The organism is Saccharothrix lopnurensis, from assembly GCF_042658445.1.
Lineage (GTDB): Bacteria > Actinomycetota > Actinomycetes > Mycobacteriales > Pseudonocardiaceae > Actinosynnema > Actinosynnema lopnurensis.
On the sequence record NZ_JBHSQO010000006.1, the window covers coordinates 216,506 to 242,472 of the forward strand.

Sequence of the window (25,967 nt, forward strand, 5' to 3'; positions counted from 1 at the left end):
CGGTTCCCAGCACCACACCATCGAGCGGTAGGAGTATCCCCAGGTCAGACCGGCGGCCTTTGTTGATGTGCAAGATCGAACCAACACCGAACTGCTCGCTCTCGCCCACGCCGGCGACGAGACCGCCTGGCAGGAGATCGTCCGCAGGCACGTGCGCCTGGTCTGGGCGGTGCCCCGCTCGCACCGCCTGGGCCCGGAGGACGCGGCCGACGTCTGCCAGACCACCTGGCTCGCGCTGGCCGAGAACCTGACCCGCATCCGCCGCCCGGAACGGCTGGGCGCGTGGCTCGTGACCACGGCCCGGCACGAGTCGCTGACCGTGCTGCGGCTGCGCGGCCGCGAAGCGCCCGCCGAGCTGTGGCCACCACCCGACCACGCGCCGACGCCCGAGGACGCCGTGCTCGCCGACGAGGCCGACGCCCGGCTGTGGCGGGCGTACGCGACGCTGGGCGACCGGTGCCGGGAGATCCTGCGGCTGGCCGCGTTCGCGCCGGAACTATCGTTCACGCAGGTCGCGGAGGCGGTGGGGCTACCGGTCAACAGCCTCGGGCCCACACGCTCCCGGTGCCTGGCCGCGTTGCGCCGGCGCATCGGCGTGGAGGTGGCCAGGTGACCGCCGACCGCCTGCTGCTCGACGCCCTCGCCCACCTGGTCGACCACCTCGACCCCACGCCCGACGAGCTGGCCGGGCGAGCCGCCGGGGCCCTCGCCGAACGCGTCGAGGCGACCCCGATGCGGATGCTCACCGACTCGGCCCTGGTCACGCCGCCGGGGACGCGCGGTCGGTGCGCCACCCGAACGCTGCGCTTCGTCGGCCTGGACCTGCTGCTCGACCACGCCATCAACGGCCTGCACGCCACCGGACTCGCCGGCGCCGGACTCACCGGCACCGGACCAGCCAACGCCGCCGCCGTGCTCCACCACGCCGGCGCTCCCCAGCCGCACCACTCCATCCCCCGTCCCGCGAACGCTTCCCACCCACACCACTTCGCCCCCGATCCCGCCAACGCTCCTGCGCCCGGTTCCGTCCACCCCGGCCCCGTCCACCCCGGCCTCCCAACCTCCGACCTCCTCGCCCCCGGCGCGGTGGCCGTGGCCCGGTGGCCCGGCGGCGAGGCCCGGACGACAGTGGACCGGGCGGGCTGGTTCCACCTGGACGGCGTGCCGTCCGGACCGGTCCGGTTCCTGCTGCTCGGACCGGCGACCCGCCACGCCACCCCGTGGTTCGTCGCATGACGCCCGAACGCACCCGCGCCCTGGTCGACCGGGCGGAAGCGCTGCTCAGCACCGGCCTGGTGCGGGAGGCGAACGCCGTGCTCCGGGCCGCCGTGACCTCGCGCCTGCCGGAGGCCCTGCTGCTCGCGGCGCGCTGCGCGTTGCGCGACGGCAACGCCATCGTGGCGCGCGCCCTGGCAGCGGAAGCGGAAACCTCCTTCCGCGCCGAGGACCGGCCGTCCTGGGTGCCGGTCGCACGGGCGTTCGCCCTGCGCGCCGGCGCACCGGGTTCGGCGAGCGCGGTCGCGGCGGCGTGCGACGAGCAGGGCCACCACGAGGCCGCGGCCGAACTGCGGCTGGCCCTCGTGCCGGCGGAGGCCGCCGCGCACCGGCACCGGGGCACCACGCGGTCCAGGGCCGTCGGCTGGCTCGCCCGAGCCCGCCTGGCCACCTCGCGCAGGGACGCGGTCGCCGCGTGCCGCGCGGGACTCGCCCTCACCAAAACCGACCCCGACACCGACACCCGCGGAGACCTGGTGGAACTCGCCCTCGACCACGCCCTGACCAGCCGGGACGCCCGATCGGTGCGGTACTGGGGTGAGCGCCGCCACGGCGCGCCGCCCGTGCCGACGCCCGAGGTGGGCGAGGTGCGCGCCGAGCTGAGGCTGGCGCGCGTGCGGGGCGAGCACGACCGGATCGCGTACCTGGAGCGGGAGGTGCGCAGGCTGTCGTTCGCGGCGGGCACCGCCCACGACCCGGTCGTGCCGCTGGCGGACGTCGTGGACGTGCTGGGCGACCGGGCCCTGCTGATGTTCATCAGCCACCGTGGTCGCCTGGTCGCGGTGTCGGTCGCGGGTGGTCGGGTCAGGCTCCACGACCGCGGCGACGCCCGCACCGCGGCTCGACACGTTCGAGCGATCTCTCTCGCCGCCACCTCACGCGCAGTGGTCGGCTCGCCGGGGACCGGATCCGCCGCACCGCACGCGGTGGCCGAGCTCGACGGCCTGCTGCGGCCGGCCGGGGACCGGGGGCTGGTGATCGTGCCGAGCCCGGAGCTGGCGCGGGTGCCGTGGGCGGCGCTGCCGTCGGCGCGGGGGCGGGCGGTGTCCGTGGCGCCGTCGGCCGGCTGCTGGTTCCGGGCCGCCTCACGGCCGTTGGCGCTGGACAGGAGGTTGTGGGTGGCCGGTCCCGAGCTCCGGCACGCGTGGCGCGAGGTGGAGGCTTTGCAGCAATTGCACGGTGGCGGGTTCCGCTCCACCGTGGACGAAACGCTGGCGGGAATGGCGCACGTGGACGTCGCCCACATCGCCGCACACGGGGTGCGTCAAGATGAGCTGTTTTCCTATTTGCAACTTGACGATGGACCTTTGCACGGACATGACCTGGACAGCCTGACCAAAGTTCCCCCGATAGTGGTGCTGTCCGCGTGCGAATCCGGTTTGGCGCGGGTCCTGCTGCGCCGGGGCGCGCGCGTGGTCGTGGAAAGCGTGCGGGCCGTGCCCGACGACCGGGTGGTCGACGTCATGATCGATCTGCACGCCGGGCTGAAACACCCAGCGCAAGCGCTTGCGGATGCCCAGGCGCGGCACGGGGACCTGGGTTTCGTGTGCGTGGGGGCCGGATGAGCAGTCGAACACGAGCTACCTTCGGGTATGCCGGTCGACCCCGCCACATATTCACCTGATCAGCTTAATCATTTCGTTGGTACCGAGGATCACCCCACGCCACCCGCAGCACACCGAACCCCACAACGTCGATCGAGTTCAGGCAGCAAAAGGCGCACACCTCCGTCCACACAGGACAAAACCACCACCACCCGGCGCGGACCTGAGAAACTCTCACCCGATGTGGTGGAGGCGACGGACGGTGTTCACGGAGGGGTGCGACAACCCGGACAGCCGCACCGCACCGCCCTTCCGAGTGGGTTCCGCCGGAGAAAGTTCGAAAATGCGGTGACCAGTGATAGACATAGCGAAACGTCGACCTCGAACGGTCCGTCCCGTTCGCCGTAACCGGAACGGTGGTGATCCCCAGTGGCAGTTCCCGACGCGGTGCGCCGCAGCGGATCACTGCTGGTGCGGGCCCTGACCGTAGGCGGTTTGGCGACGGCGGCTTGGCTGGTGTGCGCCGGTTCGGCGGCGGCGGAGGACCACCCCGGCGACGTGGCGGACCTCCTCGCCGCACCGGACCTCCACTCCCCGGGTGCCTACTCCCCCGGCGCCCACTCCCCCGCCGCGGACTTCGCGTTCGGCACGGACTTCCCGTCCACGGCGGCGGACCTCGGGTTCGACGAGCGGCGGGCGCAGGCCGACGCGCTGCTCCACGCCGCGGTGCCGGCACACGGGTCGGCGGGGATCTTCGAGATCCCCCCACTGTTCTTCGTCCCGCAGCTCGTCGTCCCGCAACCGGTGGAGCAACCCGCGGGGGTAAGCCAGGTCCTGGCGAACGAGGCGTTCTTCGCCGACACCCCCTTCGCCGACGACCCCTTCACCGACGAGGGCCAGTCGTACTCGGGCTCCACCCACTCCACCTACAGCCACTCGGGCTCGGCGACGAACACGATGCCCGCACCGATGTACGAGGCGAAGGTGGCCGCGAAGGCAGCCGCCCGAGCGGCAGCCGAGGCCACCCCCGCCTCACCGATCGAGGACCCGCCCCCAACCCCACCGGCCACCCCCACAGCGGACCCGGCACCCTGGGCGATCACCACGACGTTCTCGACCGCGGCACCGGACGCGCAGTCCACCAGGACCGCCGAGGTGACCTGGGAAGCGCCGGAGCACAACGTGCCCGCCCCGGCCCCGAAGCAGGCCCCCGCGCCCAGCGCGCCGACGGCCTCCTCCTCCAGCGCCGACAACGGCGGCGGTCACCGAGGTGGCCTCATCGCCTCCCTCACCGGCCAGTCCGGCGTGGAGCGGACGACCGCCTGGTCGGTAGAACGCCGCGACGACGGGCGGTCGCCCGGCAGCGTGCCAGGTCTGCCCAGCACGTCACCCGACTGAGTTCCGCGGGACCCGTGTGCCCCGAGCACACGCCAGCCGCAGTCATCCGGCACTGAGAACGAAGCCGCTGTCCGGCGCCGACGCGCCCCAGCACACCAACAGGCTTCCCGTTCCTGCCGACCGCGCCCCGGCAGGAACGGGCATGGATCCCGTCGCAGCGCTGCCCCCGCAGCGATGGGATCGCACGGGAGCCTGCGGTGGGGGATGCCACTCCCTGGAGCGTCTCCCACCGCAGGTCCAAAGACCACCGTCGGGTTCCGGCCCATCGAGGGGCTGCGCCGGAACCCGACGGGGCGGTTGATCACACGATGGAGTGATCAACGCCAAAACATGTACGAAAACGGGCCCCTCGCGCATCGGTTGAACATGAGGAACCCCGAGCGACCACCACCGCCACCCCACGAGCCGACCGCCCCTCCGGTCCATTGGACGAGCCGGCAGGAGGACCAGGCGGGGGCAGACGACCCGAGCGGGCAGGCAAAGCGGCAGGGTGATCGAGCAGCCGGGCCGACCAGCTTGCCGCACCGAACGGTCACACGAGCCGAGCCAGCAGCCGAAGCAGGTGGCCGGAGCAGGTGGCCGAGACAGCAGGCTGGCAGGGCCGGGCAGCCGAGCAGCCGGCCAGGCGAGTCGGGTAGCCAGGCAGCCAGCTGGCAGGGCCGCCGGGTAGCCAGCGGGGCGAGTCGCGGGTAGCCAGACGGCCAGCTGGCAGGGCCGGGCAGTCGGAGCCGGGCCGGAGCCGGAGCCGGAGCACAGGGTGACCCAACCCGGTCAAGCGACCGGGATGGCGATGTCCTCCTCGCTCACCAACCCCGTGCCGTTGACCGACCCCGCCACCACCCCGAGCCGGCGAACGGCGTCGCGCAGGACGTCCGGCGGCTGGACGTAGGGCAGTCGCAGCCAGCGCTCGAAGCCGCCGTGGGCGCCGAAGCGGGCCCCCGGCGCCAGACGAAGACCGTGGTTCTGGGCCACCACCGCGATCCGGGTGCTGACCGGCGCGTCGAGCTCGCACCACACGCTCAGCCCACCCGCCGGGCGGGTGAAGCGCCACGTTGGGCAGTGCTCGCGCAGGCCGGCCATCAGGACGTCGCGGTGGGCGGCCAGCTGGGCGCGACGCTCGCGGAGCGCGGGGTCCGGGTCCGCGAGGAGGTCGGCCAGGACCAGCTGGTCGACCACCGCGGACCCCAGGTCCAGGGCCGTTCGCGTGGAGATCAACCGGTGGACCACCTCGGCCGACGCGCGGATCCAGCCGATGCGCAGGCCGCCCCAGTGGGACTTGCTTGCCGACCCCAGGGTGATGACCACGTCGTCGGCGAGGGCCGCCATCGCGGGTGGGCCGTCCAGGGGGTCGCCGTCCAGGTCCAGTTCCACGATGGTCTCGTCCACCACCAGCGGGGTCCTGGCGCGGCGGGCGATGTCGGCCAGTTCGACGCGCCCCTCGGCGTCCAGGCGGTGCGCGGTGGGGTTGTGGAAGTCCACCACCACGTACGCCATCCGCGGCGCGGCCTGGCGGAGCGCGGCGGCCATGCCGGGCAGGTCCCAGCCGGTGTCGGTCATGGCCACCGGGACGGGGATCGCCGAGACGGCCTTGATCGCGTCCAGGGCGTTGGGGTAGCTCGGTTGCTCGACCAGCACCCGGTCGCCGGGGCCGGTCAGCAGGCGCAGCGTCATGGCCAGCGCGTGCTGGGCCCCGCTGGTGACCACGATCTGGTCGGGTGTCGTGGGCACGCCCCGCATTTCGTAGCGGGCGGCGATGCGCGCGCGCAGGTCCGGGTGCCCGTGCTCGTAGTAGCCGTGGTCCGCCAGCTGCTCGGGGAGGCGGCGGCGGACGTTGTCGAAGGCGGTCAGCACGCCGGGCAGGGCGGGTGGGGCGGCGCGGGCGAAGTCGATCATGCTGTGGCCGACGAGCGGGGTGTCCGGGGTGATGCCCATCGTGCCGCTCGGCAGGCTGATCCACGTCCCGGCGCCGCGGCGGCTGGCGACGAGGCCCTCCGCGCGCAGCTGGTCGAGGGCCGCGGTGATCATGGTGCGGCTGACCGGGAGGGCTTCGGCCAGTTCGCGCTCCGCGGGCAGCCGGGTGCCGGCGGGCAGTCGGCCGTCGAGGACGAGCAGGCGGATGGCGGCGGCCAGGTCCGCGGAGCCCTGGCGCGCTCCTCGACGACGCCACTCCCCCAGCAGGCGGGCCAATCGGGTACCGGAGATGCGTCCACCGGGCACGGTCATGAGGCCAATTATCGGTTATTGGCTCTGGAGTACAAGGCCAATAGCGACAGAAGATGGCCACATGCTTGCTGCGCTCATCCCGGTGCCCGTCTCCGTCTCGCCGCTCCGCCGCGTCCCGCAACTCCTGGTCGGGCTCTGGCTCTACGGCGCGAGCATGGCCCTCCAGCTCCGCGCGGGCCTCGGGCTGGAACCGTGGGGCGTGCTGCACGAGGGCCTGACCGAGCTCACCGGGTTCTCCTTCGGCCTGGTCACGGGCCTGGTGGGCGCGCTGGTGCTGCTCTGCTGGATTCCGCTGAGACAGCGACCGGGCGTCGGCACGGTGGCCAACGTCGTCGTCATCGGTGTCGCGGTGGACGTGACCCTGGCGTTCCTGCCGGGGCCGACGGCCCTGCTGCCGCGCGTCCTCTTCCTGGTCGCGGGCATCGTGCTGAACGGCCTGGCCGCCGCCACCTACATCGGCGCCCGGCTGGGCCCCGGTCCGCGCGATGGCCTGACCACCGGTTTCTGCGCGCGGACCGGGACCTCGGTGCGCCTGGTGCGCACGGTCGTGGAGGTGGTGGTGCTGTCGGCGGGCTGGTTGCTCGGCGGCACGATCGGTGTGGGCACCGTCCTCTACGCCGTCGCGATCGGCCCGCTGACCCAGGCGTTCCTCCCGCTGGTCACGTGGGCTGGTTCACGACCCGCTTCCTGAGTTCGACGTAGTTCACGCCGCGCGCCCCCAGCACCTCGGCCACCAGCCCCCGCTGGGACAGCAGCGCCAGCAGCACGTGCTCCTGCCTGAGCGTGTTGTGGCCGAGGTCACGGGCTTCGAACAGGCTGCGCTCCAGCGTCTGCTTGGCGGCGGCGGTGAACGGCAGGTGGTTGCCGAAGAACCGCCGTCGCCGCTTGGGCGCCGCGGCGAGCGCGCCCTCGCCGTGGGTGCGCTCGACCGACGCCACGATCCGGTCGACATCGATGCCCAGCCCGCGCAGCGCCTCGGCGTCGGCGTCGCTGAGGCCGCCCTTGCGCCGGGCGGCGGCGAACGCGCCGACCACCTCGTCGCGCACCAGGTCGAAGCCCGCGAGCACGGGCGCGTCGAGCAGCGCCAGCGCCAGGTGCTCCGGCCCGATCTCGGGCGCGTCGAGCCGCTCGGCCTCGACGACGGCGTCGTGCACCGCCTGCCGGGCCTCCCTGGTGAACCGTTCCGCGATCATCGTCCTCCCCCGTGCTTCTTGTGGACGGCCTGCCGGGTGACCCCCAGCTCGGCCGCGATCTCCTGCCAGGACCAGCCGCGCGCGCGGGCGTTGCGCACCTGGACCGCTTCGAGCGTTTCGAGCAGCCGACGCAGTGCGCTGACCGCCCGCAGCCCGACCCTCGGGTCCTGGTCGCCCGCCGCCGAGGCGAGTTCGGTTGCCTCCGTCATGGCGTCAACTCTGGTTGACAAGCGCGCTCTTGTCAACCCAGGTTGACGGTCTAGGCTCGGGAACCGATGCCCGAGATCACCACCGTCGAACGCGCCGGCGTCGGCCTGGACGGCCTGCCGCGCCCCACGGAGGACCGGGTCGTCGTCCTCCCCGACGCCGTGGTGCTGCTGGACGGCGCCACCTCGCCGACCCCGCGCGCACGCGATGGCGGCTGGCACTCCCGGCACCTCGCCGCGGCCCTGACCACCGAGCTGACCCGCGCACCCACCGGTTCACCGGTCGACCTGGCCGACGCCCTCGCGCGGGCGATCGAACGGCTCGCTCGCGAGCACGGCCTGACCCCGGGCGACTCCCCGTCCAGCACGGTCGCCGTCCTCCGCTGGACCGACACCTCGGTGGACGCGCTGGTGCTGGCCGACAGCCCGGTGGTGGTGTTCACCGATCGCGGGGTGGACGTGCTCGCCGACACCCGGCTGCGCGACCTGCGCGGGCAGGTCGACCGGATCACCGACTGGCGCAACCGCGAGCACGGCTGGTGGGTGGCCGAGGCCGATCCGGCGGCCGCGCACCGGGCGCTGCGGCGCAGGTGGCCGCGCCACGAGGTGCGCGCCGCCCTGGTCGCGACCGACGGCGTCTCGTGCGGGGTGGACGACTACGGCCTGTTCGACTGGCCGGAGGTGCTGGAGATCACGCGGGAAAAAGGCGCGGAAGCCGTCCTGGACGCCATTCGCGCGGCCGAGGCCGGCGATCCGGACCGCATCGCGTGGCGGCGGCCGAAAGCGCACGACGACCAGGCGCTCGCGGTCGTCGCATTCGGGGGTGGAAAATGAAGAAAGCCCCTCGCGCGATCGCGAGGGGCTTTCTTCGACGTAGTGGTGGCCAGGGGCGGGGTCGAACCGCCGACCTACCGCTTTTCAGGCGGTCGCTCGTACCAACTGAGCTACCTGGCCAGGTGGCAACCCGGCCGTGTAGCCGAACTGCTCTTGCGACCCAGACGGGACTCGAACCCGCGACCTTCGCCGTGACAGGGCGACGCGCTAACCAACTGCGCCACTGGGCCTTGCTGCACTGCTCTGCCTTGCCGATCTTACTGTACTACGTGCCCCCAACGGGATTCGAACCCGCGCTACCGCCTTGAAAGGGCGGGGTCCTAGGCCGCTAGACGATGGGGACCAGTTCCTCCAGCAGCCTCTTGGGCCACCTTCTTCCCAGGCCCTCCACGCTGTCCGGTGGAAGCATCGTAAGCATAGGGCACAAGGGTGCGCACTTCCAAAACGGGGGTGGCACTTCGCGTTGACCTGCGCGAATTACCCCGCCGGATACCCCGGAACCCCGTCGCGGCGACCCGGCCGACGCCCGCGCGACCGCGGACCCGACCGGGCCGACCGGACGTCCTAGCGCTGAACGGGCGGCGGACCCCCGTCCTCGCCCGGTGACAGCCCGAGCATCTCGAGCAGCAACCGGCAGTCCTCGGCACTGGTGGCACCACGCGCGACCGACAGCCGCGCCCGGTGCACCTGGTCGTCCGAGATCCGCGATGGTTCACCGGTCCGCTGGGCGGGCACCCCACCGCCGCCCGGCCTGGACATGATGTCGTCCTGGTTCCACAGGAACTGACGTACTTCTAGGGACCCGCTCATGACGCCTCCCCGACTTGAGGTTGGCGCGAGGCTAAGCGAGCCCGACGAACCACCGCAGCCCCCCGCAGAGTGATTCGAGGGCGACACAGCGTCACTTTCCGTGTAGGCCACTTGGTGTCGAGCACCGCGTGGTCTGCTTGACGCGAACGAGGAGGGTGAATCCATGACCGAACCGGTACCGGAGCGGACGTCGGCGGATGCAGCAACCGGGACGCCGCCGGCCGCAGGTGGGCGGGCGGCGGAACAGCCGCCGGCCGAACAGCCGAGCGCCCCGCGCGACCCCGACCCCGCCGAACCGCTGCCGGGCACCACCGGCGCGGGGCAGGCCGCGCCCGTGGAGCAGCCGCCGGCGGGGCGCGGGGACGCCGCCGCGCCGACCGCCACCGGGGAACCGTCGGGCACCGACACACCGTCGGCCACCGACGATTCGACCGGCACCGACACCGGCGATCCGACCACCGCCGGGCCGTTCGGCCAGGCCGGGGCCGACCCGCACGACCTGCTCGGCACCCTCTCCCTGGCGGACATCGAGGCGGACATCGACCGCCTGATGACCGAGAAGATGAGCGAGCTGGACGGCATGCTGGCGGGCCTGGAGGAACTGGTGCAGCGCCTGGAGGGGGAGATCACGCACCTGGAGCCCCCGCACGACGACACCGCTACCCCCTAGGGGTATCCTCATCGGCAGGAACCGAAGAGGAACGAGGGGCTCATGTCCGTCACCAGCACCTACACCGTCACCGGCATGACCTGCGGTCACTGCGTCAGCTCGGTCACCGAGGAGCTGACCGCGGTCGACGGCGTCACCGACGTGGACGTGCGGCTCGACAGCGGCGCGGTCACCGTGACCAGCTCCCGCGAACTGTCCCGCGACGAGGTCCGGGACGCCGTCACCGAGGCGGGGTACCAGCTGGCGTGAGTCCGAACACCACCGGTGCCGGGCACCGCGTCGAGCTCCCGGTGGGCGTGGAGGTGGCGTACCCGGTCGCCGCGGTGCGGGCCACCGGGTACGGGCCGCGCGGGCGGTCGGCGTCACCGCGGTCCCGGACGGGCGCGCGGTGTTCGCGGGGCGGCCCGGCGGGGTGGAGCTGCCCGACGACCTGGCGGCGCTGGTCCGGGAGTGGCGCGGGCTGGGCCGAACGGTGATCGCCGTCGTGGTCGAGGACCGGCCGCCGGGCCTGCCGGCGTTGACCGATCGGGTGAAGCCGACCAGCGCCGAGGCGGTCCGGGGGCCGCGCGCGCTCGGCCTGGAGCCGATCCTGCCGACCGGCGACGGGGTGAACGACGCGCCGGCGCCGACCCGGGGCCGGCGGTGGGCACCGGCGCGGACGCGGCGATGGAGGCGGGCGACCTGACGCCGGCGCGGGGCGGCCTGCGGGTGGTGCGGGGTGACCTGGGGGTGGCGGTGGACGCGATCCGGTTGTCCCGCCGAACCCCGCGCACCGTGAAGGGAAATCTTTTCCGGGCGTTCGCCTACAACGTTGCGGATTTGCCACTCATGGCGCCCGGATTGCCCAACCCCGTGCTCGCGGGCGCGACGATGGCGTTCTCCAGCCTGTTCGTGGCCACCAACAGCCTGCGCCCGCGCGGGTTCCGGGCATCGGTCGGCTGAAATTTCGAGCCAACCCACTCCCCAGGCCCGCGTGCGCGTGCAACAATCCGTTTTGCTGACACACCCCCGGTCAGCACCTGTGGAGATCCCCTCCGGCCCCCGCGTTCCTCCCCCTGGCGCGGGGGCCTCTCCCTGCACACATTTGTGACCCACGCCACAGTTCGTGCCCGTCCGCAATCCAACCGTTATCGTGTCGCCGTGCCTCTTGGATCGCTTGGACGCTCGAAGTCGGGCCGTCACCGCCCGCCTCAGCGCGAACAGGATGAGCTCGTGCCCGACGAGGAGCTCCAGACCTACCTCGCGGCGCTGGCCCCCGAAACCGCCGACCCGGAGACGACCGGGGCCGGAACCAGCTTCGGCAACGCGCAGGTCTACCAGCTCCGCCTCCAGCTCGTGGCGAACGAGCAGCTGAAGGAACTGGCCGCCGAGCGGCAGACCTCCCCCCAGGCGCTGGCCACCGAGTGGGTCATGCAGCGGCTGGAGTGGGAAGCCCGTCAGCGCGGCTTCTAGGACACCCGCGGGATCCCACCACCCGCGCGAGACGACCCGGGCCCCCGACCGTTGCCGGTCGGGGGCCCGCGCCATACCGGAAGGGTCAGACCTTGCGCACGTTCTGGGCCTGCGGGCCCTTGGTGCCCTGACCGATCTCGAACTCGACCCGCTGGTTCTCGTCCAGGGTCCGGAAGCCCGAGCCCTGGATCTCCGAGTAGTGGACGAAGACGTCGGGCCCGCCGTTCTCCTGGGCGATGAAGCCGAAGCCCTTCTCGGCGTTGAACCACTTGACCGTGCCCAGTGCCATGTACCTGCCTCCATCGCAGGGATGCTTGGGGCTGCACCGTGCAGCCCCGGCCGTCCCGGGCGACTCCCCCGCTACCTGCAGCGGGGGGCGGCACGCCCGCGTGTCGTTCCGCGAGCGTGAGACACGAACACAGAAACCACGGCCTGCACCACCGAGCGTATCGGTAGGCCATGCCCGAGCACTACCACTCGGATGGCATCCGTCAACCGGTGGGTTACTTCTCGGTCACCTGGGGTGGCTCCGGCAGCTCCAGTTCCGACTGGCCGATGTTGCGCTCCAGCGCGGCCCGCCACTCGCCCGAGTCGACCATCCGCTCGATCGCGGCGTTGACCGCCGACCGGCCCTCCAGGTCGTCCTTGGCCAGCCCGACGCCGTACCGCTCGGTGGTGAACGCCTGGCCCACGACCTTGAGCAGCTCGGGGTTCTCGGCCACGTAACCTGCGAGGATGACCTCGTCGGTGGTCACCGCGTCCACGTTCTCGGCGAGCAGCGCGACGACGCAGTCGGAGTACTGGCCGTACTCGACCAGCTGCACGTCCTGCGCGAACTCGTCCTTCACCTTCTGCGCGGAGGTCGACCCGGTCACCGAGCACAGCTTCTTGCCGTTGAGCGTCTCCGGGCCGGAGATGTCGGTGTCGGTGAAGCGGACCAGCAGCCCCTGGCCGGTCTGGAAGTACGGACCCGCGAAGGTGACCCGCTCCTTGCGCTTGTCGGTGATGGAGTAGGTGGCCACCACGAAGTCCACCTGGCCCTCGGCGATCAGCCGCTCCCGGTCGGCGGAGCGGGCCTCCCGCCAGGTGATGCCGGACTCCTCGACGCCCAGCCGGCCCGCGATGTACTTGGCGACGTCCACGTCGAAGCCGACGTACTTGCCGTCGAGCCGGCGCTGCGCCATGCCGGGCTGGTCGAACCGGATGCCGACGGTGAGGGTGCCGTCCTGGGCCTTGCCCGCCAGGGTGTCGTCGCCCGGTCCGCCGCAGGCGGCGCCGAGGGCCAGGGCCGCCGCCAACGCGGTCGCGGGCAGCAGTCGTCGGAACAGCATCAGCTGCGTACCTCTCGGGTGCTCGGTAACGCTCGGGCGCGGCGCGGATCTGCGCGCCGGACGTCATTCATGCTAGGCAAACCCATTGAGACGCCTTATGCGACGAAGGTCGCACTGGTCCGAACCACCAGGTTTTTCCTCGTGGGGGCGATGTGTGATCCCTATGACGGCAGCAGCGCGCGCCTCGGCGCGGCGTGGCGGCCGAGGCGGCGCACCGCTTCGTTCACGTGGCCTTCGGGCACGCTCCACCTGATCGGGCCGGGCACCGCCAGGGCGGCGGCGCGGGTGGCGCGCAGCAGCGCGGTCGCGACCGGCCCCGGGTAGGGGCGTTGGCCGTGCAGCGCGATGGCCCACGGCGGCAGCAGCGAGTACGCGAGCCGGCCGAGCAGCGGCTCGTAGGCGCCCAGGGCCAGGCGCGGCGGGCCGGTCAGCGGCGGGCGGAGCAGGAACCGGCGCACCAGCTCGGAATCGGCGGTGCGGCGCAGCCCGGGCAGCACGCCCGCGAAGTAGTCGGCCACCGCGCGGGCGCTGCCGGGCACCTCGTCCTCGTGCAGGCCGACCAGGGCGGCGGTGCGGCGCTGCTCGTCGTAGTAGCGGTCGACCTGCGCGTCGGTGAGCCGGTAGCCGGCGCGGCGCACCACCTCGACGAAGGAGTGCACCTCGGCGCAGTGCACCCACAGCAGCAGTTCCGGGTCGTCGACGCGGAACGCGCGGCCCGAGGCGTCGGTGGCGCGGAGGGTCCGGTGCAGGCCGCGGACGCGGGCGGCGGCCTCGTGGACCCGCGCGGTGGGGCCGTAGCTGACCGTGCCGACGAAGCTCGCGGTGCGGCGCAGGCGGCCGAGCGGGTCGCGGCGGAAGTCGGAGTTCTGCACCACGCCCGCGACCGCGCCCGGGTGCAGCGACTGGAGGTGCAGGCTCGCGATGCCGGCCACCCACATCGCCGGGTCCGCGTGGAGCTGCCAGGTCACCGTGGCGGGGCCCAGGATGCCGACGTCCATTCCCCGATCGTGGCACCGGTGGTGGTCGCGGGTCCACGGTCGGGGAATCCCCACCTTCCCGAACGGGCTGCTGGGTAACGACTTCCGCCGCGCGGACGATTCCACGTGACACCGTGGACCGTGGGATCGGGTGCTGGGATGAGCAGTGGCAGACGGACCGCCTTCGCCGGCACCGCGCTCGCGCTGGCGATCGGCGCGGTGGTGGTCGTGGTGCTCTCGGTCGAGCCGCGACCGGTGGACGTGCGGCGGGTCGACCTCAGCCCGGTCGAGCCCGGCGTGCTCAGCGCCACCTACACCACGACCATCGTGGCGCAGCGCTCCTCCACCGCCGTCGGGGTGATCGCCCCACCGGCCCCGCGCCCGGCACCCCCGAACCCCGACTCCACCACCTCACCACCCCTGCCCCCTCATCCCCCACCTCCCCCTCCCAACCACCAGACCTGCACCCGCACCCACCCACCCGGCAAGCCCTGCCGCCCGGACCACGGCCCGGACCACCCCCGGCGCCACTGCGACCGGCTGCGCGAGCACGGCCTCCCGGACCTCTCCGCAGCGGGCCGCCACCCCCGCCCACCCCACGACCCCTGCCGCACCCGCCCCTAGGGAACCCGCGCGAGTCGAACGCTCAAGACGACCGTGTCGAACGTTCAGGACACCCGAGTTCGTCATTCGCGCACCCCTCGGACCCCCGCCACCGCGTTCCGAACGCGGAACTCGGGGGTCCCGGGTGTTCGACACGGTGGGTCTGAGTGTTCGACTCGCGCGGGTGGGACGCCCCGGTCAGTAGGTGAGCAGCCCCGAGACCCGGGTCAGCGGGTTGCCCGCGTAGCTGACCACGGCGCCGTCCTCGAACGGCATGGCGCGGATGCTCATGCCCGCGAACCCGGCGTCGGTGACGAACCAGCCCCACGTGGTCAGCCACGGCCGGTCGTCGCCGGGCACCTCGTCCGGCGTGGGCCGCACGCGTTCCTGCACCACGTACGCGTCGCCCTCGACCTCGTCGAGCAGCGCGGCCCACTCCCGGTCGGTGACGAGCCAGCCGGGGTGCACGCCCTTGGCCGCGAACTCGCCCGCCGACTTGACGATCAGGTTCTCCCGGTCGGCCCGGACCTGGTCGCGCGGCACGTCCTTGAGGTACCGCGTCCACGGCAACAGCTTGTCCACCAACGCCTTCTCCGCGTCGGCCAGCTCCTCGCGGCGCTCCGACAGCAGGGCGAGCGTCGACTTGTTGTCGTAGTAGTAGGACGACAGGGGCGTGTAGAGCTCGGTCTTGTGGCCCTTGGTGAGCACGTCGGCGTACCCGACGGCCTGCTTGGCGGAGAAGTACCGCACGGCCACGTCCAGCTTCGTGCCCCGCAGGTGGAGGTGGCCCTCGCGCACGGTCAGCTCGTGCAGCTCGCCGAGCAGCACGTCCACGCCGTGGTGCGCGCACGCCTCCTGGATGCTCGCGAAACCCTTGGCGAACCGCGCGAGCATCCCGCCCTCCTCCAGGAAGGCGATGGTCCGGTCCCGCCCCACGGCGTCGAGCAGCTTCTCGATCGGGTTGTGGTGGCCCAGCCCGTGCGCCTGCGCGAACGGCTTGAAGTCCGGGGTCTCCCGCATGACGCGCGCCAGCTCGCCGAGGTCCACGCCGCCCAGGTGCGCGCCCGCGTTCAGCTCCAGCAGCCGGAACCGGTCGCCCACGCGGTAGAGGTCGGCGCGGCCGTGCCTCGGGGGCCGGTCGGCGCTCATCAGCGCGGCCTCCTCGGGCGGGATGCCGAGCGCGGCGGCGTAGCGGGTGAAGCTGCCGCCGAAGAACCGGGCGGGCAGGGTGGAGAGCAGGTCGAACAGGGCGAGCACGTCGGCGGCGATCTCGTGCGCGACGGAGTCCTGGAGGAAGAACGGCCGGCCGACCAGCCGGTGCCCGTAGTTGGCCTCGAAGCACGGGGGTAGGTCGAGCCTGCCCATCGCCCCGTGCACGCCTTCGTCGGACAGGTAGGACTGGGTCACGCGGTCGGTCACGGCTGCTCCTCGCTGGATCGGGTCGCGGCACATGATGTCGGAGCGGTCAACCGGCGAGAATCCCCCGAAGCACCGCGCGGATCGCCCGCTCGGGGTCGAACCCCGCCCGCGGGTTGGCCAGCTGGTTGGACAGCAGGCCGTCGACCACGGCGAGCAGCACGGCCAGGTCGGCGGGCGGGTCCGGGCAGCCCAGGGCCGTGACCAGGGGCAGGGCCCAGGACGCGAGCTCGCGCTGGGCCGCGTCGACGTGCTCGCGCAGTTCCGGGCGCCGGGCGACCTCGACGAACAGGGCGTGGCGGGCGAGGGTGGTCGTCCGCTCCGCGACCAGTTCGGTGACCAGACCGCCCACGGCCCGCGCGAAGGACTCCGGCGTGGTCACGTCGTGGGCCAGCGCGCCCCAGATCCCGGTCTCGCGCTCCAGCAGCCGGCGCAGCACGGCGGCGACCAGGGCGTCGCGGGTGCGGAAGTGGTTGGACGTCGAACCCTGCGGCAGCCCCGCCTCGGCGTCCACGGCCCGGTGGGTCAACTGCCGCGTGCCGCCCGCGCCGAGCACCCGGATCGCGGCGTCGAGCACCTGTCGTTGCCTGGTCATCGGCCTGCACACTACACCCGTAGTCATCGGCACTACAGCTGTAGTACGGTGGCCGGCATGAGGAGTGCCGCGGTGATCGGGGGCGGGGTCGGCGGCTTGGCCGCGGCCATCGGGTTGCGGCGGGCCGGGTGGCACGTCGTCGTGCACGAGCGGGCGGCGGCGCTGCCGGAGGTCGGCACGGGACTGGGGATCTGGCCGGCCGCGCTGGGGGCGCTCGACCGGCTCGGCGTGGGCGACGCCGCGCGCCGGGCCGGTCGGCGGCAACCGGGCGGGGTGGTGCGCAGGCCCGACGGGACGATCCTGGGCCGGCTGGGGGCCGACGGGGTGCGCCTGATCACCAGGCCCGCGCTGCTGCGCGTGCTGGCCGACGCCCTGCCGGCGGACGTGATCCGCTTCGGCTCGGACGCCGACCCGGGCTCCTGCTCCGGGCACGACCTGGTGGTCGGCGCGGACGGCGTGCACAGCCGGGTGCGTGCCGCCCTGTTCGACGCCCGCGTCCTGACCTGCGGCGCGGTCGGCCTGCGGGGCACCGTGGACGTGCCGGTCGAGGTCGGCGGCGAGACGTGGGGCCGGGGCGTGAAGTTCGGCCTGACCCCGCAGGCCGACGGCCGCACCAACTGGTACGCGATGACCCCGCCGACCGGTGACCTGTCGGTGTTCCGGGACTGGCACGACCCGATCCCCCGGGTGGTCGCCGAGGCGCGCGACGTGCTACGGCACGACCTGCTGCGCCTGTCGCCGCTGCCGTCCTACGTCAGCGGTCGGGTGGCGCTGCTCGGCGACGCCGCCCACGCCATGACGCCCGACCTGGGGCAGGGCGCGTGCCAGGCGATCATCGACGGTCGGGTGCTGGCCGAGTGCCTGACCGGCCCGTCCGTCGAGGCGGGCCTGCGCGAGTACGACCGCAGGCGGCGGCGCGCCACCCAGCGCCTGGCGTTCCTGTCGTCACGGCTCAACGACCTGGCCCGGGTGCGCAGGTTCACCGGCGCGCGCGACCTGGGTCTGCGCCTGGCGCTGGCCCTCGCGCCGAAACCCGGGCCGTCGTGGAGCGAGGACCTGGAGCCGGACGAGTTGGCCGGCTAGCGGGGCGCCCTGACCGACTTGCCGCTGCGCGGAGCCGACGGCGGCGGCACCACCGGCCCGATGTCCCCGTCCGGCGCCTCGTCGAGGTCGACGAACACCGGCGCGTGGTCGCTGGGCCCCGCCACCTTGGGCGCCCCGTCCTTGGACGCGGCGGCCTTGGACCCGGCGCTCTTGCGGGCCTGCCGGTCCACCCACGCGGCCTTCGCCCGCGCCGCCACCGACCCGGAGGCCAGGATCAGGTCGATGCGCATGCCCAGGTTCTGCTGGAACATGGCGGCGCGGTAGTCCCAATAGGTGAAGATCCGCTCGGTAGGCCACCGATCCCGCACCACGTCCCGGAGCCCCAGCGCGTGGAACTCCCCCAACGCCCCCCGCTCAGCCGCGGTCACGTGCGTGTGCCCCTCGAACGCCCCCGGCTCGTACACGTCGGCGTCAGCGGGCGCGATGTTCACGTCACCGCACACCATGACGTCCTCGGGCCCGGCCGCCACCACGTCCCGCAGCGCCTTCAACCACTCCAGCTTGTAGCGGTAGTGGTCGGAGTCGACCTCCCGCCCGTTGGGCACGTAGACGGAGTGCACCCGCACCCCACCGCAGGTGGCGGCCACCGCGCGGGCCTCCTGGTCCGGGAAGCCGGGCCCGTCCGCCAGCCCCTTGACCACGTCCTCCAGCCCGACCCGGGAGAGGATCGCCACCCCGTTCCACTGGGTTTGCCCGTGGACCGCGGCCTCGTACCCGCGACGGGCCAACTCCTCGCCCAGCAGGTCGTCGAAGGCGGCGTCGGCGAGCTTCAACTCCTGGAGGCACACCACGTCGGGGCGCCTCTCGTCGAGCCAGGGCAGCAACCGCGGCACCCGCTGCTTGACCGAGTTCACGTTCCAGGTAGCCACGCGCACTTGGTCAACGTTAGCGGCGTGCGGGTTCTTGTGCTGCACAGGACGCGGTTGGTTGGTTGTCGGTGCAGGGCGGGGCTGATCCGCTCCTCCGGCCCGGCCTGTCGGGGCTGCTACCGGGTCGAGTCCTGAGAGGTGTTGGGTGCGGCAAGGCATGACTGAAGACCCAGGTCTGGAACCTGGGGTTTTGGTGGGCCGCCAGGGGCTCGAACCCTGAACCCGCGGATTAAAAGTCTCATCCGCCCGGTGCCAGCCTGTCCGGCTGCGTCCCGCTGAATCCTGCTGCGTCCCAGCGTGGGGGCGGTGTGCGTCCCTCATCGTCCGCCGCTGTCCGCGTGCGTCCCAAGGCATCCGCTCACCCGTCGCTCACACGCGGCGCACACGTGACGCGGCCCGCTTCCGGGGCACGGCCGCCGCCGTCGCCTCGGCCGCGTCAGTCGCCACCTGCGGAAACACCGACGTGTAGGTGTCGAGCGTGAGCACGATCGACGAGTGCCCCAGCGTCTCCTGAACCACCTTGACGTCGACCTCGGCCGCCAGCATCACCGACGCGGCGGTGTGCCTCAGGTCGTGCAGCCGCACCGGCGGCAGCCCGGCCTCGGCCACCTGGCGCTCGTGTTGATCGGTCACCCACTCGGGCACCAGCGGCGCGCCATCCTCGCGAACGAACAGGCGCCCGCTGTCGGCCCACGCCGCCCCCCACTGCATCCGTTCCTTGCGCTGCTGCCGCTGGTGTGCACGCAGCACCCGCACGGTCTCAGCGTCCAGGGCGATCCGGCGCCGGCTCGCGGCGGACTTCGGCTTGCCGACCACCACCGCAGTCCCGAGCATCACCAGCTGCTCGCTGATGGTCAGCAACGACGAGTGCGAGTTGAAGTCGACGTGCCTCGCCCCGCACGCCTCGCCGCGGCGCAGCCCTCGGTACACCAGCAGGTGCCACATCGCGTACAGCCGATCGCCCTCCAGGTAGTCCAGGTAGGCCCCGGCCTGCTCGGGCGTCCACACCATGACCGGGCTCGGCCGCTCGCCGGTGGCCTGCCAGTGGGTCACGTGCTCGTCGGTCCACACCACCGGCGTCGGCCTCTCGCCGGGTGCCAGCTCAACCCATTTGGCAGGGTTGAACGTCATCACGGGATCGGTGCGGATCAGGTCGTTCAGCGCCTTGCGCAGCGTCGCCCTGATCCGCTGCTGGGTGGCCGGTCCGGTTACCCGGCGGAATGCGGGCAGCACCTCCAGCTCGGCGCGGATCGCTCGGCGTTCGGCGCGCGAGGTGGCCACAGCCAGCCGGGCCCGCGCGTCGCGGCGCAGCGCGTTCCCCTCTTCGACCTCGCGGTTGCGCTCGTCGATCTCGCTGAACATGTGGTCCAGCTGCGCCACGGTGAGCCGGTCGCGCCGGACGTGCCCGATGGCCGGGATGATGTGCACCCGGAGGTGCCCCTCGTAGCTGCGCCGGGTGGTGGGCCGCAGAGTCTTCCGGCCTGCCAGCCAGGTATCGAGCGCGTCGCCCAACGTCCCGGCCGCCTGGAGGGAGTGCCCGCGGCGAAGCCGCGCTGCGGTCTCCTCATAGCTGGGCAGAGGATCGCGCGTCCGGGCCAGCTCCACCAGCATCCCGACGATCCGTTCCATCCCGTCGGGATCGTCGTCACCGGGGATGTCGAGCAGTGCGCGCACGCGATCGAGATCGGCCTGGGCTTCCCCGCTGCTTTCGTAACCGCCGCGCGGGAAGTTCCTCCGCTGTCCAGTCTTGGGGTGTGGCGGCAGTTCCTGGCGTAGCGCCCACGTGCCGTGCCCGCGCCTTTTGAGCTTCGGACACTGCGCTCCCAGCTGTCGTTTCGTGAGCGGGTCGCGGCACCCGCAGCGTCTATAGATCGAGCCCTTCAACTTCTCCCCTTCCCTCGGTTGGTGATCCCTGAGGAGGGGCCACGTCTAGTTGTTGTCGACGCGGCTCAGGTGCCGGCGGCCGGGCGCTCCGTTGACGAGCTGCCGCACGTCGTCCACGCCCCTCAGGGTGTTGTTGAGCTTCGCCAGCACGAGCGCAGTCCGCTCTTCCTGCTGGCGGGACAACCGGTTACACGCGATGACGGCGATCAGGCCCACCCAGGACACCTGGGTGGCAGTGCGGATGACGCCACTCACCGGCGCGGAGAACAGGCCCACCGTGCCGGATGCCATCACCGCCTTGATGTCGAGCAAGTACGTGATCGTCAGCAGTGCGGTAGCGACCAGGACGGCGGATCGCAAGGTGAACAAGTGTCCTCCCCGAACGAGCTATTCCGCATCAGTGCGGACTAGTCCGCCTATCCCCGCCTTGCCGCCAGTTGTTACTACGCAGCGTGACTCGCCCGACTGGAACACCCGATCAGCCGATCGGATCAACGCGATCCCGACGCTCCGTGTGCCTCGCCACCCGACTCGGCGCGCAGTTGTGCTAGTGCCGCATCAAAAATGACTTGACCGAACGCTCCACGTACGGCACGGAGCATCTCCAGGGCCTGCCCAATGGCTTGCGCGGGGGAATCGCCGCTCGGGATGGGTGTCATCACCGTGCGTGGCAACGGCTCCCCTTCCAGCGGTGTGGGCTCGCGCCCTTCCAGGACTGCGGTCACGCTGTGCGAAGCCCAGAGCATCCCTCGCTCGTAGCCACGCAGCGTCCGCGCGCGGTAGCCGGTGCGCCGTGCCCCTTCGATCGACTGGACGGTGTCCAGGGAGATGCCTCCCCGAGTGGCGACCTCGGCCTGGGTCCACCCGTGGTAGTCGCGGCGGGCTGTCGCCACCTCCGCTAGGTGAGCCCACGCTGACTCGTCGTAGTCCATAGACGTAGATGGTGCCCGACGTTTGGCCACTGGTCCAGGCGGGATCAGGCGGGATCTGGCTCACTCTGACCTGCGATTACTCCAATCGGGCCCGCCCATGCCCGCCCGATACGAAGGTTTCAGGTCGTTTCAGGCTTGAAACCCGCCTGATCCCGTCTTAGTGTGTGCGCTATGCCCCGAACCTCCGCCAAGACCGACGGCTCGGCGATCCGCGCCATCCGGGTGCGTCGCGGGCTCAGCGTCCGTGACGTTGTCAACCAGCTCGAAGAGCAGGGCGTTCAGCTTCACGAGGACCACCTGCGCAACATCGAGACGGGCGCGAGGAAAGGCGCCCGAGAAGAGCTGATAGCCGGTCTCGCGCACGTCTTGGACGTGCCCGTGGACTCGATCGCGAGCACCGCATGACCGCCTCGAACTCGAACGACCGTTCGATGCGGCAAGACGAACTGCTCGCACTGCCAGCGGCCGTCCCACTCGACACCGCCAACCGCGCTCTCGGTCTCAGCCGATCCCGCGGCTACGAGCTGGCCAAGCACGGCGAGTACCCGGTGCGGGTGCTGCCCATCGGCCGCGGCTACCGCGTGCCGACCGCCGACCTGTGGGCGGTCCTCGGGGTGACCGCGCCACAGGAAACCGCTGCCGCACAAGAAGAAGAGGCCGCCGCGCCCGGCATGGCGTGACGGCCCCACGACCAGAGAGAGGTACCTCTCGTGACCGATCACATGATCCCAGATCACGCCCCGGTGGGGCCAGTCCGTGACGAGGCGGGGGTGCGGGCGGTGCGCCCGTACGCGCAGCAGCAGCTGCCGTCGGCGCCGGCGGCGGTGGGGCCGGGCAGCGCGGCGTACGTGCCGCGGCTGCCGGCCGCGCCCTCGGCGCACGCCCGGCCCGGCGCGCCGGTGGACCTGCGCGACCCGATCGACCGGCTGCTGCACGGCTACCTCGGGCGCGGGTCCCGGTTCGCGCTGGCGAACGCCCTCTCGGCGTACGTCCACCTGGAGGACGACGAGCGCGGGCTGCTGTCGACGGGCTACGTCCAGGCCCAGGACGCGGCGGTGGCCGCGCTGCGGGTGGGCGTGGTCGACGAGCCGGTGGCGGCGTCCGCCCAGGGGGCGGCGTACCTGTGGGCGCAGCCGTGCCTGGAGTGCGGGGCCGAGGCCGAGCGGGCGTGCATGGGCGTGCCCAGCGCGCTGCACGTGCACCTGCCGCGGCTGTGCTCGCTGCTGATGTTCGCGCTGGTCGACCTGGTCGACCTGCCCGAGGCCGCCGAGCTGGTCCACCGCGCGGAGCGGCTGGTGGTGACCCACCGCGTCAACGGCGCGGGTGCGGGTGCGGCCGGTGGCGACGAGGACCAGGCCGCCGTGCGGGAGCTGGCCGAGCTGCACCTGTCCGGTCGCGTGACCGGGGACCAGGCCGCCGACGCGGTGGCCCGGGGCGGTGACCGGTGATGCCGCAGACGAACGAGGAGCAGCTGGCCGCGCTGCACGAGCAGCTGGAGACGGTGCGCGCCGAGTGGGCCGCGTCCCTGGCCATGCCGGACCCCGACACCCCGGTGGACTGGTTCGCCTACTTCACCCGCCGCGCCGAGCTGCACGAGGCGATGCACGGGCTCTACGAGCAGATGTGGGAGCTGGTCCCGTCCACGTCACTGCTGTGGCGGGCGGTCTGCGACGCCCGGCGGGCGCACGAGCTCGACGCGGAGCGCTCCCGCGAGCTCGCGGCGGTGTGGGCCGTGCCCGCCGAGCAGGGCCCGGCGGTGACCGCATGACCGGAGGTGGGGACATGACGATGCCCGAGGCGCGGGCGTGGTGGCTGTCCGAGCTGGTGGCGCTGCGCCGCCGGCTGGGGCTGCACGAGGAGCCCGAGGGCGCCGAGCTGGGCGCGGTGATGGCCGAGGCGCAGCACGCCGCCACGGACCTGATGCAGCAGCTGGGCGAGTTCGCGATGCTGGCCCGCGCCGCCGCCGGCGCGGGCCGGCACTTCGGCCGGGTCTCCCCGGCCGAGGGCGGGGACGGTACCTGGTCGGCGCACTGCTGGCTGTGCTGCACCACCTCGGTGGGCTGGCCGGCGGAGTCCGCGGCCTGGGTGGAGCTGGACCGGCACTGGCACACCTGCCGGCCGGTCCCGCCGACCCCCGAGCCCGTGGTGGAGCCCGGCGCCCGGGTCGGGTGGCGGATCGGCCGCGACGTGCTGATGACCGGCGAGGTCGACCAGGTCGTGGGCGGCTGGGCCTACGTCGTGGCCGACGGGTCGACGATCCGGGCGACCTGGGGTCTGCCCGTGGACCGGCTGACGGTGATCACCCCGGCCCCGCGCCCCGCGGGCGCGCCCTGGACCCGGCCGCTGCTCTCCGAGCTGCTGCACCAGGCCGCCGAGCACCGCGCCACCGCGGCCGCCGAGGGCGGTGACCGCCGTGGGTAGGAGTTCCCGCCCCGCCCGGCCGACCTCGGACCCGGCCGCGCACCCGTGCCCCGGCGGCTGCGGGGAGCAGGTGCCCAAGCGGCTGCTGGCCTGCCGGTCGTGCTGGTGGCTGCTGCCCGCCGGGCTGCGCGAGGAGGTCATGCGGCTGGCCCGGACCGGACCGCGCGTGGCGCACCTGGGCGCGGTCGGTGACGCCCTGCTCTGGTACCGGGCCAACGTCCGCGACGGCGACCTGGTCGACCTGGTCGACGGTGGGCCGGTCGACGGGCAGGCCGGGCAGGTGGCCCGGTGAACGCCCTCGTGACGATCGCGGTCGGGGTGGTCGTGGTCCTGGCCGTCGGCGCGGTCGCGCTGCTGGCCTGGCTGAACCTCACCGTCGAGTGCCGGCGCGACGAGTTCGGGCGGCCGGGCCGGTCCGGGTCGACCCGGGCGCGGGACGTGTCCGACCTGGCCGGTCCGGGGGTGCCCGATGGCCGGTGACCCGATCCCGACCCCGGTGGCCGAGGCGCTGGCCGGTCGGTTGGTCGACGTGGTGGCCGCCCGGCTGGCCGACCCGGTCACCGACCGGGACCCGGCCGAGGTGCTGGTGCGCCTGGTGCTCGACGAGCTGCTGGAGTCGTGCGTGCTGGACCCGGCCGGTGAGGCGCTGCTGACCGGCCTGGCCGAGCGGGTGAGCGCGTGGTGACCCGCACCCGGCCGACCCCGGCCGGTTGGTCGGGGCCGGACTGGCTGGACTGGCTGGTGGCCGCTCTGGTCATCGGCTCGGCGGTGGTGCTCAGCTTCGCCGGGCTGGCCGAGCTGGCTCGGGCCAGCCTGGTGGCCGGGTGGCTGGTCTACCTCTGGCCGGTCAGCCTGGACGCCACCGGCGTGCTGTCCACCCGCATCTGGTTGAACCGCCGCGCGCCGGCCGACGCCCGGCGCGCGGCCCGCGCCCTGGCCCTGACCGCCATCGGCCTGTCCATCGGCGGCAACGGCCTGTGGCACTGGCTGATCGAGCAGGGCGAGCGGCCGCACGTGCTGGTCCAGATCGCGGTCGGCGCGGTCCCGCCCACCGTGCTCGCCGCGACCCTGCACGTGCTGTCGCTGGCAGCCCGCCGCCCCGACCAGCCCGCACCGGCCACCGGCCAGGCCGCGACCGACCGGCCAGCGACCCGACCGGCCAGCCGGGCGGCGGGCTGGTCGGGGCGGGTCGTGGTCACCACCGCCCGCCCGGTCCCGCCGCCGATGGCCGTGCTGCACCTGCCCGCCCCGACCCTGGCCGGTCAGCCGACCGACCCGATCGACCAGCCGATCAGCCACCCGACCAGCCAGCCCGCCCGCGTGCTGGCCGAACGGCTCGACGCCCTGCACCGGCCACCGGCCAGCCCACCGCTGGCGCTGGCCGCCGAGCTGGCCGGGCGGCGCGGCGCGTGGCGGGCGCTGGTCGACCCGGCCCGGCCGATCGTCGCGGCCCGGCCGGGCATCGGCCGGGAGGCGCTGGCCGCCGAGCTGTCCGCCCGGCTCGGCCAGGACGTGCCGACCAGCCAGGCCCGCAAGGTCTTGGACTGCCTGGCCGCCGAGCAGCCCACCACGAACACCCGGCCGCAGCAGACCGAGCTGCCGGCCGCCGACACCACCAAGGAGACCGCCGGTGTCTGACGACGACTTCGACGAGCCCACCGCGCCGGACACCTCGCGCCTGCACCTGCCCTACGTGCGGGCGGTCGCGGACGCGGTGGACGACACCACCGACCCGTGGACCTGGGTCACCACCCGGCTGATCCAGCCGACCGAGCCGCGCTCGGCCGCCCTCCAGGTCGGCACCGCCCAGGACGGCGCCCCGCGCGACTGGCTGTGCTGGTCGGAGCGGTTCGGCTGGTGGCTGGGCACCGACCCGGACGGGCAGTCCCCGCTGACCCTGATCCGGTGGGCGTGCATGGGCCCGGTGCCCGCCCCGGCCCGGGTCGCGGCCTGGCTGGTCGACGTGATGGCCACGCCGCGCGAGGCCGGGACCGTCCACGGCCCGGACTACCGGCTGTGGCGCGACCACGACGAGACCAACGCCTTGCTGGTCGACCCGGCCGGCTGGGACTGACCGGCCCGTCGGCGGCCGGCGCGCACCCCTCGCGCGCCGGCCGCCTCGGCGCATCCCCACCCCGTCCACACCGGACACCACCGCACCCGCGGTGCGCAGTCCAGGACCCACCGACGTCCCCCGCCGGTGGGCCCCGGAGTGCCCGCACCGGGCCCC

Annotated in this window: 36 protein-coding genes and 4 tRNA genes; 23 read left to right on the plus strand and 17 right to left on the minus strand. The window is 73.2% G+C overall.

Features of this window, described 5'->3' with window-relative positions:
* Positions 1 to 67: 67 nt before the first annotated feature.
* The 4 genes from ACFP3R_RS08990 (at position 68) to ACFP3R_RS09005 (ending at position 4,217) form a co-directional block, all read left to right on the plus strand.
* Positions 68 to 613, plus strand: coding sequence for an RNA polymerase sigma factor (locus tag ACFP3R_RS08990; RefSeq protein ID WP_380634561.1), 546 nt, complete (start codon positions 68 to 70; stop codon positions 611 to 613).
* On the plus strand, positions 610 to 1,236 hold the full coding sequence (locus ACFP3R_RS08995) for a hypothetical protein (RefSeq protein ID WP_380634563.1): 627 nt from the start codon (positions 610 to 612) through the stop codon (positions 1,234 to 1,236). Before ACFP3R_RS08990 ends, ACFP3R_RS08995 begins: the two co-directional genes overlap by 4 nt.
* Entirely contained in the window at positions 1,233 to 2,840 is a 1,608-nt protein-coding gene (locus ACFP3R_RS09000; RefSeq protein ID WP_380634565.1) for a CHAT domain-containing protein, read from the plus strand. Before ACFP3R_RS08995 ends, ACFP3R_RS09000 begins: the two co-directional genes overlap by 4 nt.
* A gap of 408 nt (positions 2,841 to 3,248) precedes the next feature.
* Positions 3,249 to 4,217 (plus strand): hypothetical protein, encoded by a 969-nt coding sequence (locus ACFP3R_RS09005; RefSeq protein WP_380634566.1) that lies wholly within the window; start codon positions 3,249 to 3,251, stop codon positions 4,215 to 4,217.
* A 771-nt stretch (positions 4,218 to 4,988) separates the two neighbouring features.
* Here ACFP3R_RS09005 and yczR read toward each other — a convergent pair.
* The gene (gene yczR, locus ACFP3R_RS09010) at positions 4,989 to 6,440 is read right to left on the minus strand and encodes a MocR-like transcription factor YczR (protein ID WP_380634568.1); all 1,452 of its coding nucleotides are present in this window, start codon (positions 6,438 to 6,440) and stop codon (positions 4,989 to 4,991) included.
* Positions 6,441 to 6,501: 61 nt separating this feature from the next.
* Between yczR and yczE the strand changes: the two genes are divergently transcribed.
* On the plus strand, positions 6,502 to 7,131 hold the full coding sequence (gene yczE / locus ACFP3R_RS09015) for a membrane protein YczE (protein ID WP_380634569.1): 630 nt from the start codon (positions 6,502 to 6,504) through the stop codon (positions 7,129 to 7,131).
* On the opposite strand, the gene ACFP3R_RS09020 is transcribed toward yczE, so the two are convergent.
* Together ACFP3R_RS09020 and ACFP3R_RS09025 are read right to left on the minus strand one after the other, a co-directional pair.
* Entirely contained in the window at positions 7,100 to 7,633 is a 534-nt protein-coding gene (locus ACFP3R_RS09020) for a Clp protease N-terminal domain-containing protein (RefSeq protein ID WP_380634570.1), read from the minus strand. The genes yczE and ACFP3R_RS09020 overlap by 32 nt on opposite strands.
* On the minus strand, positions 7,630 to 7,842 hold the full coding sequence (locus ACFP3R_RS09025; protein WP_033428438.1) for a hypothetical protein: 213 nt from the start codon (positions 7,840 to 7,842) through the stop codon (positions 7,630 to 7,632). Before ACFP3R_RS09025 ends, ACFP3R_RS09020 begins: the two co-directional genes overlap by 4 nt.
* Positions 7,843 to 7,908: 66 nt before the next feature.
* Between ACFP3R_RS09025 and ACFP3R_RS09030 the strand changes: the two genes are divergently transcribed.
* Positions 7,909 to 8,673, plus strand: a complete 765-nt coding sequence (locus tag ACFP3R_RS09030) for a protein phosphatase 2C domain-containing protein (protein WP_380634571.1) — start codon at positions 7,909 to 7,911, stop codon at positions 8,671 to 8,673.
* 43 nt (positions 8,674 to 8,716) lie between these two features.
* Here ACFP3R_RS09030 and ACFP3R_RS09035 read toward each other — a convergent pair.
* From ACFP3R_RS09035 to ACFP3R_RS09050, 4 genes are all read right to left on the minus strand, one after another.
* Positions 8,717 to 8,793: transfer RNA gene (locus ACFP3R_RS09035), tRNA-Phe, on the minus strand.
* A 36-nt stretch (positions 8,794 to 8,829) separates the two neighbouring features.
* A tRNA-Asp gene (locus ACFP3R_RS09040) sits at positions 8,830 to 8,903 on the minus strand.
* Between the two features lie 40 nt (positions 8,904 to 8,943).
* A tRNA-Glu gene (locus ACFP3R_RS09045) sits at positions 8,944 to 9,016 on the minus strand.
* A 221-nt stretch (positions 9,017 to 9,237) separates the two neighbouring features.
* Complete coding sequence (locus tag ACFP3R_RS09050) at positions 9,238 to 9,483, minus strand: hypothetical protein (RefSeq protein WP_380634572.1); 246 nt, start codon at positions 9,481 to 9,483, stop codon at positions 9,238 to 9,240.
* 163 nt (positions 9,484 to 9,646) lie between these two features.
* Between ACFP3R_RS09050 and ACFP3R_RS09055 the strand changes: the two genes are divergently transcribed.
* From ACFP3R_RS09055 to ACFP3R_RS09075, 5 genes are all read left to right on the plus strand, one after another.
* Positions 9,647 to 10,153: a hypothetical protein gene (locus ACFP3R_RS09055; protein WP_380634574.1), complete on the plus strand. Its 507-nt coding sequence runs from the start codon at positions 9,647 to 9,649 to the stop codon at positions 10,151 to 10,153.
* 42 nt (positions 10,154 to 10,195) lie between these two features.
* On the plus strand, positions 10,196 to 10,402 hold the full coding sequence (locus tag ACFP3R_RS09060; RefSeq protein ID WP_380634575.1) for a heavy-metal-associated domain-containing protein: 207 nt from the start codon (positions 10,196 to 10,198) through the stop codon (positions 10,400 to 10,402).
* 139 nt (positions 10,403 to 10,541) lie between these two features.
* A complete protein-coding gene (locus ACFP3R_RS09065) occupies positions 10,542 to 10,838 on the plus strand; it encodes a hypothetical protein (protein ID WP_380634576.1) in 297 nt (98 codons plus the stop codon).
* Positions 10,796 to 11,095: a hypothetical protein gene (locus tag ACFP3R_RS09070; RefSeq protein ID WP_380634578.1), complete on the plus strand. Its 300-nt coding sequence runs from the start codon at positions 10,796 to 10,798 to the stop codon at positions 11,093 to 11,095. Before ACFP3R_RS09065 ends, ACFP3R_RS09070 begins: the two co-directional genes overlap by 43 nt.
* Positions 11,096 to 11,365: 270 nt before the next feature.
* A complete protein-coding gene (locus ACFP3R_RS09075) occupies positions 11,366 to 11,605 on the plus strand; it encodes a hypothetical protein (RefSeq protein WP_380634579.1) in 240 nt (79 codons plus the stop codon).
* Between the two features lie 85 nt (positions 11,606 to 11,690).
* On the opposite strand, the gene ACFP3R_RS09080 is transcribed toward ACFP3R_RS09075, so the two are convergent.
* The 3 genes from ACFP3R_RS09080 to ACFP3R_RS09090 form a co-directional block, all read right to left on the minus strand.
* Positions 11,691 to 11,894 carry a cold-shock protein gene (locus ACFP3R_RS09080; RefSeq protein WP_380634580.1) on the minus strand — a complete coding sequence of 68 codons (204 nt, stop codon included), beginning with the start codon at positions 11,892 to 11,894 and terminating at the stop codon, positions 11,691 to 11,693.
* A gap of 214 nt (positions 11,895 to 12,108) precedes the next feature.
* Positions 12,109 to 12,936 (minus strand): glutamate ABC transporter substrate-binding protein, encoded by an 828-nt coding sequence (locus ACFP3R_RS09085; protein ID WP_380634581.1) that lies wholly within the window; start codon positions 12,934 to 12,936, stop codon positions 12,109 to 12,111.
* A 161-nt stretch (positions 12,937 to 13,097) separates the two neighbouring features.
* Complete coding sequence (locus tag ACFP3R_RS09090) at positions 13,098 to 13,934, minus strand: oxygenase MpaB family protein (RefSeq protein WP_380634583.1); 837 nt, start codon at positions 13,932 to 13,934, stop codon at positions 13,098 to 13,100.
* A gap of 138 nt (positions 13,935 to 14,072) precedes the next feature.
* Between ACFP3R_RS09090 and ACFP3R_RS09095 the strand changes: the two genes are divergently transcribed.
* Entirely contained in the window at positions 14,073 to 14,537 is a 465-nt protein-coding gene (locus ACFP3R_RS09095) for a hypothetical protein (RefSeq protein ID WP_380634585.1), read from the plus strand.
* Positions 14,538 to 14,714: 177 nt separating this feature from the next.
* Here ACFP3R_RS09095 and ACFP3R_RS09100 read toward each other — a convergent pair whose 3' ends face one another.
* Positions 14,715 to 15,935, minus strand: coding sequence for a hypothetical protein (locus ACFP3R_RS09100; RefSeq protein ID WP_380634587.1), 1,221 nt, complete (start codon positions 15,933 to 15,935; stop codon positions 14,715 to 14,717).
* Between the two features lie 46 nt (positions 15,936 to 15,981).
* Positions 15,982 to 16,527, minus strand: a complete 546-nt coding sequence (locus ACFP3R_RS09105; RefSeq protein WP_380634589.1) for a TetR/AcrR family transcriptional regulator — start codon at positions 16,525 to 16,527, stop codon at positions 15,982 to 15,984.
* A 57-nt stretch (positions 16,528 to 16,584) separates the two neighbouring features.
* Here ACFP3R_RS09105 and ACFP3R_RS09110 point away from each other — a divergent pair, with 57 nt between their 5' ends.
* A complete protein-coding gene (locus ACFP3R_RS09110) occupies positions 16,585 to 17,610 on the plus strand; it encodes an FAD-dependent monooxygenase (protein ID WP_380634590.1) in 1,026 nt (341 codons plus the stop codon).
* On the opposite strand, the gene ACFP3R_RS09115 is transcribed toward ACFP3R_RS09110, so the two are convergent.
* From ACFP3R_RS09115 to ACFP3R_RS09135, 5 genes are all read right to left on the minus strand, one after another.
* A complete protein-coding gene (locus ACFP3R_RS09115; RefSeq protein ID WP_380634591.1) occupies positions 17,607 to 18,506 on the minus strand; it encodes an exodeoxyribonuclease III in 900 nt (299 codons plus the stop codon). The genes ACFP3R_RS09110 and ACFP3R_RS09115 overlap by 4 nt on opposite strands.
* 185 nt (positions 18,507 to 18,691) lie before the next feature.
* A tRNA-Lys gene (locus tag ACFP3R_RS09120) sits at positions 18,692 to 18,774 on the minus strand.
* 95 nt (positions 18,775 to 18,869) lie between these two features.
* Positions 18,870 to 20,384, minus strand: coding sequence for a tyrosine-type recombinase/integrase (locus ACFP3R_RS09125; protein ID WP_380634593.1), 1,515 nt, complete (start codon positions 20,382 to 20,384; stop codon positions 18,870 to 18,872).
* Positions 20,385 to 20,429: 45 nt separating this feature from the next.
* On the minus strand, positions 20,430 to 20,753 hold the full coding sequence (locus ACFP3R_RS09130; protein ID WP_380634595.1) for a hypothetical protein: 324 nt from the start codon (positions 20,751 to 20,753) through the stop codon (positions 20,430 to 20,432).
* Positions 20,754 to 20,875: 122 nt separating this feature from the next.
* Positions 20,876 to 21,316, minus strand: a complete 441-nt coding sequence (locus ACFP3R_RS09135; RefSeq protein ID WP_380634597.1) for a helix-turn-helix domain-containing protein — start codon at positions 21,314 to 21,316, stop codon at positions 20,876 to 20,878.
* 171 nt (positions 21,317 to 21,487) lie between these two features.
* Between ACFP3R_RS09135 and ACFP3R_RS09140 the strand changes: the two genes are divergently transcribed.
* From ACFP3R_RS09140 to ACFP3R_RS09185, 10 genes are all read left to right on the plus strand, one after another.
* Positions 21,488 to 21,721, plus strand: coding sequence for a hypothetical protein (locus tag ACFP3R_RS09140; RefSeq protein ID WP_380634599.1), 234 nt, complete (start codon positions 21,488 to 21,490; stop codon positions 21,719 to 21,721).
* Positions 21,718 to 21,996 (plus strand): DNA-binding protein, encoded by a 279-nt coding sequence (locus ACFP3R_RS09145; RefSeq protein ID WP_380634601.1) that lies wholly within the window; start codon positions 21,718 to 21,720, stop codon positions 21,994 to 21,996. Before ACFP3R_RS09140 ends, ACFP3R_RS09145 begins: the two co-directional genes overlap by 4 nt.
* A 63-nt stretch (positions 21,997 to 22,059) precedes the next feature.
* Positions 22,060 to 22,764: a hypothetical protein gene (locus tag ACFP3R_RS09150; RefSeq protein WP_380634603.1), complete on the plus strand. Its 705-nt coding sequence runs from the start codon at positions 22,060 to 22,062 to the stop codon at positions 22,762 to 22,764.
* Entirely contained in the window at positions 22,764 to 23,084 is a 321-nt protein-coding gene (locus ACFP3R_RS09155) for a hypothetical protein (protein ID WP_380634605.1), read from the plus strand. The genes ACFP3R_RS09150 and ACFP3R_RS09155 overlap by 1 nt, the downstream gene beginning before the upstream one ends.
* A gap of 14 nt (positions 23,085 to 23,098) precedes the next feature.
* Positions 23,099 to 23,737 carry a hypothetical protein gene (locus ACFP3R_RS09160; RefSeq protein ID WP_380634606.1) on the plus strand — a complete coding sequence of 213 codons (639 nt, stop codon included), beginning with the start codon at positions 23,099 to 23,101 and terminating at the stop codon, positions 23,735 to 23,737.
* Positions 23,730 to 24,029: a hypothetical protein gene (locus tag ACFP3R_RS09165; RefSeq protein ID WP_380634608.1), complete on the plus strand. Its 300-nt coding sequence runs from the start codon at positions 23,730 to 23,732 to the stop codon at positions 24,027 to 24,029. Before ACFP3R_RS09160 ends, ACFP3R_RS09165 begins: the two co-directional genes overlap by 8 nt.
* Entirely contained in the window at positions 24,026 to 24,217 is a 192-nt protein-coding gene (locus ACFP3R_RS09170) for a hypothetical protein (protein ID WP_380634610.1), read from the plus strand. The genes ACFP3R_RS09165 and ACFP3R_RS09170 overlap by 4 nt, the downstream gene beginning before the upstream one ends.
* Positions 24,207 to 24,422 (plus strand): hypothetical protein, encoded by a 216-nt coding sequence (locus ACFP3R_RS09175; protein ID WP_380634612.1) that lies wholly within the window; start codon positions 24,207 to 24,209, stop codon positions 24,420 to 24,422. The genes ACFP3R_RS09170 and ACFP3R_RS09175 overlap by 11 nt, the downstream gene beginning before the upstream one ends.
* A complete protein-coding gene (locus tag ACFP3R_RS09180; RefSeq protein ID WP_380634614.1) occupies positions 24,416 to 25,375 on the plus strand; it encodes a DUF2637 domain-containing protein in 960 nt (319 codons plus the stop codon). Before ACFP3R_RS09175 ends, ACFP3R_RS09180 begins: the two co-directional genes overlap by 7 nt.
* Entirely contained in the window at positions 25,368 to 25,811 is a 444-nt protein-coding gene (locus ACFP3R_RS09185) for a DUF6292 family protein (protein ID WP_380634616.1), read from the plus strand. The genes ACFP3R_RS09180 and ACFP3R_RS09185 overlap by 8 nt, the downstream gene beginning before the upstream one ends.
* Positions 25,812 to 25,967: the final 156 nt, after the last annotated feature.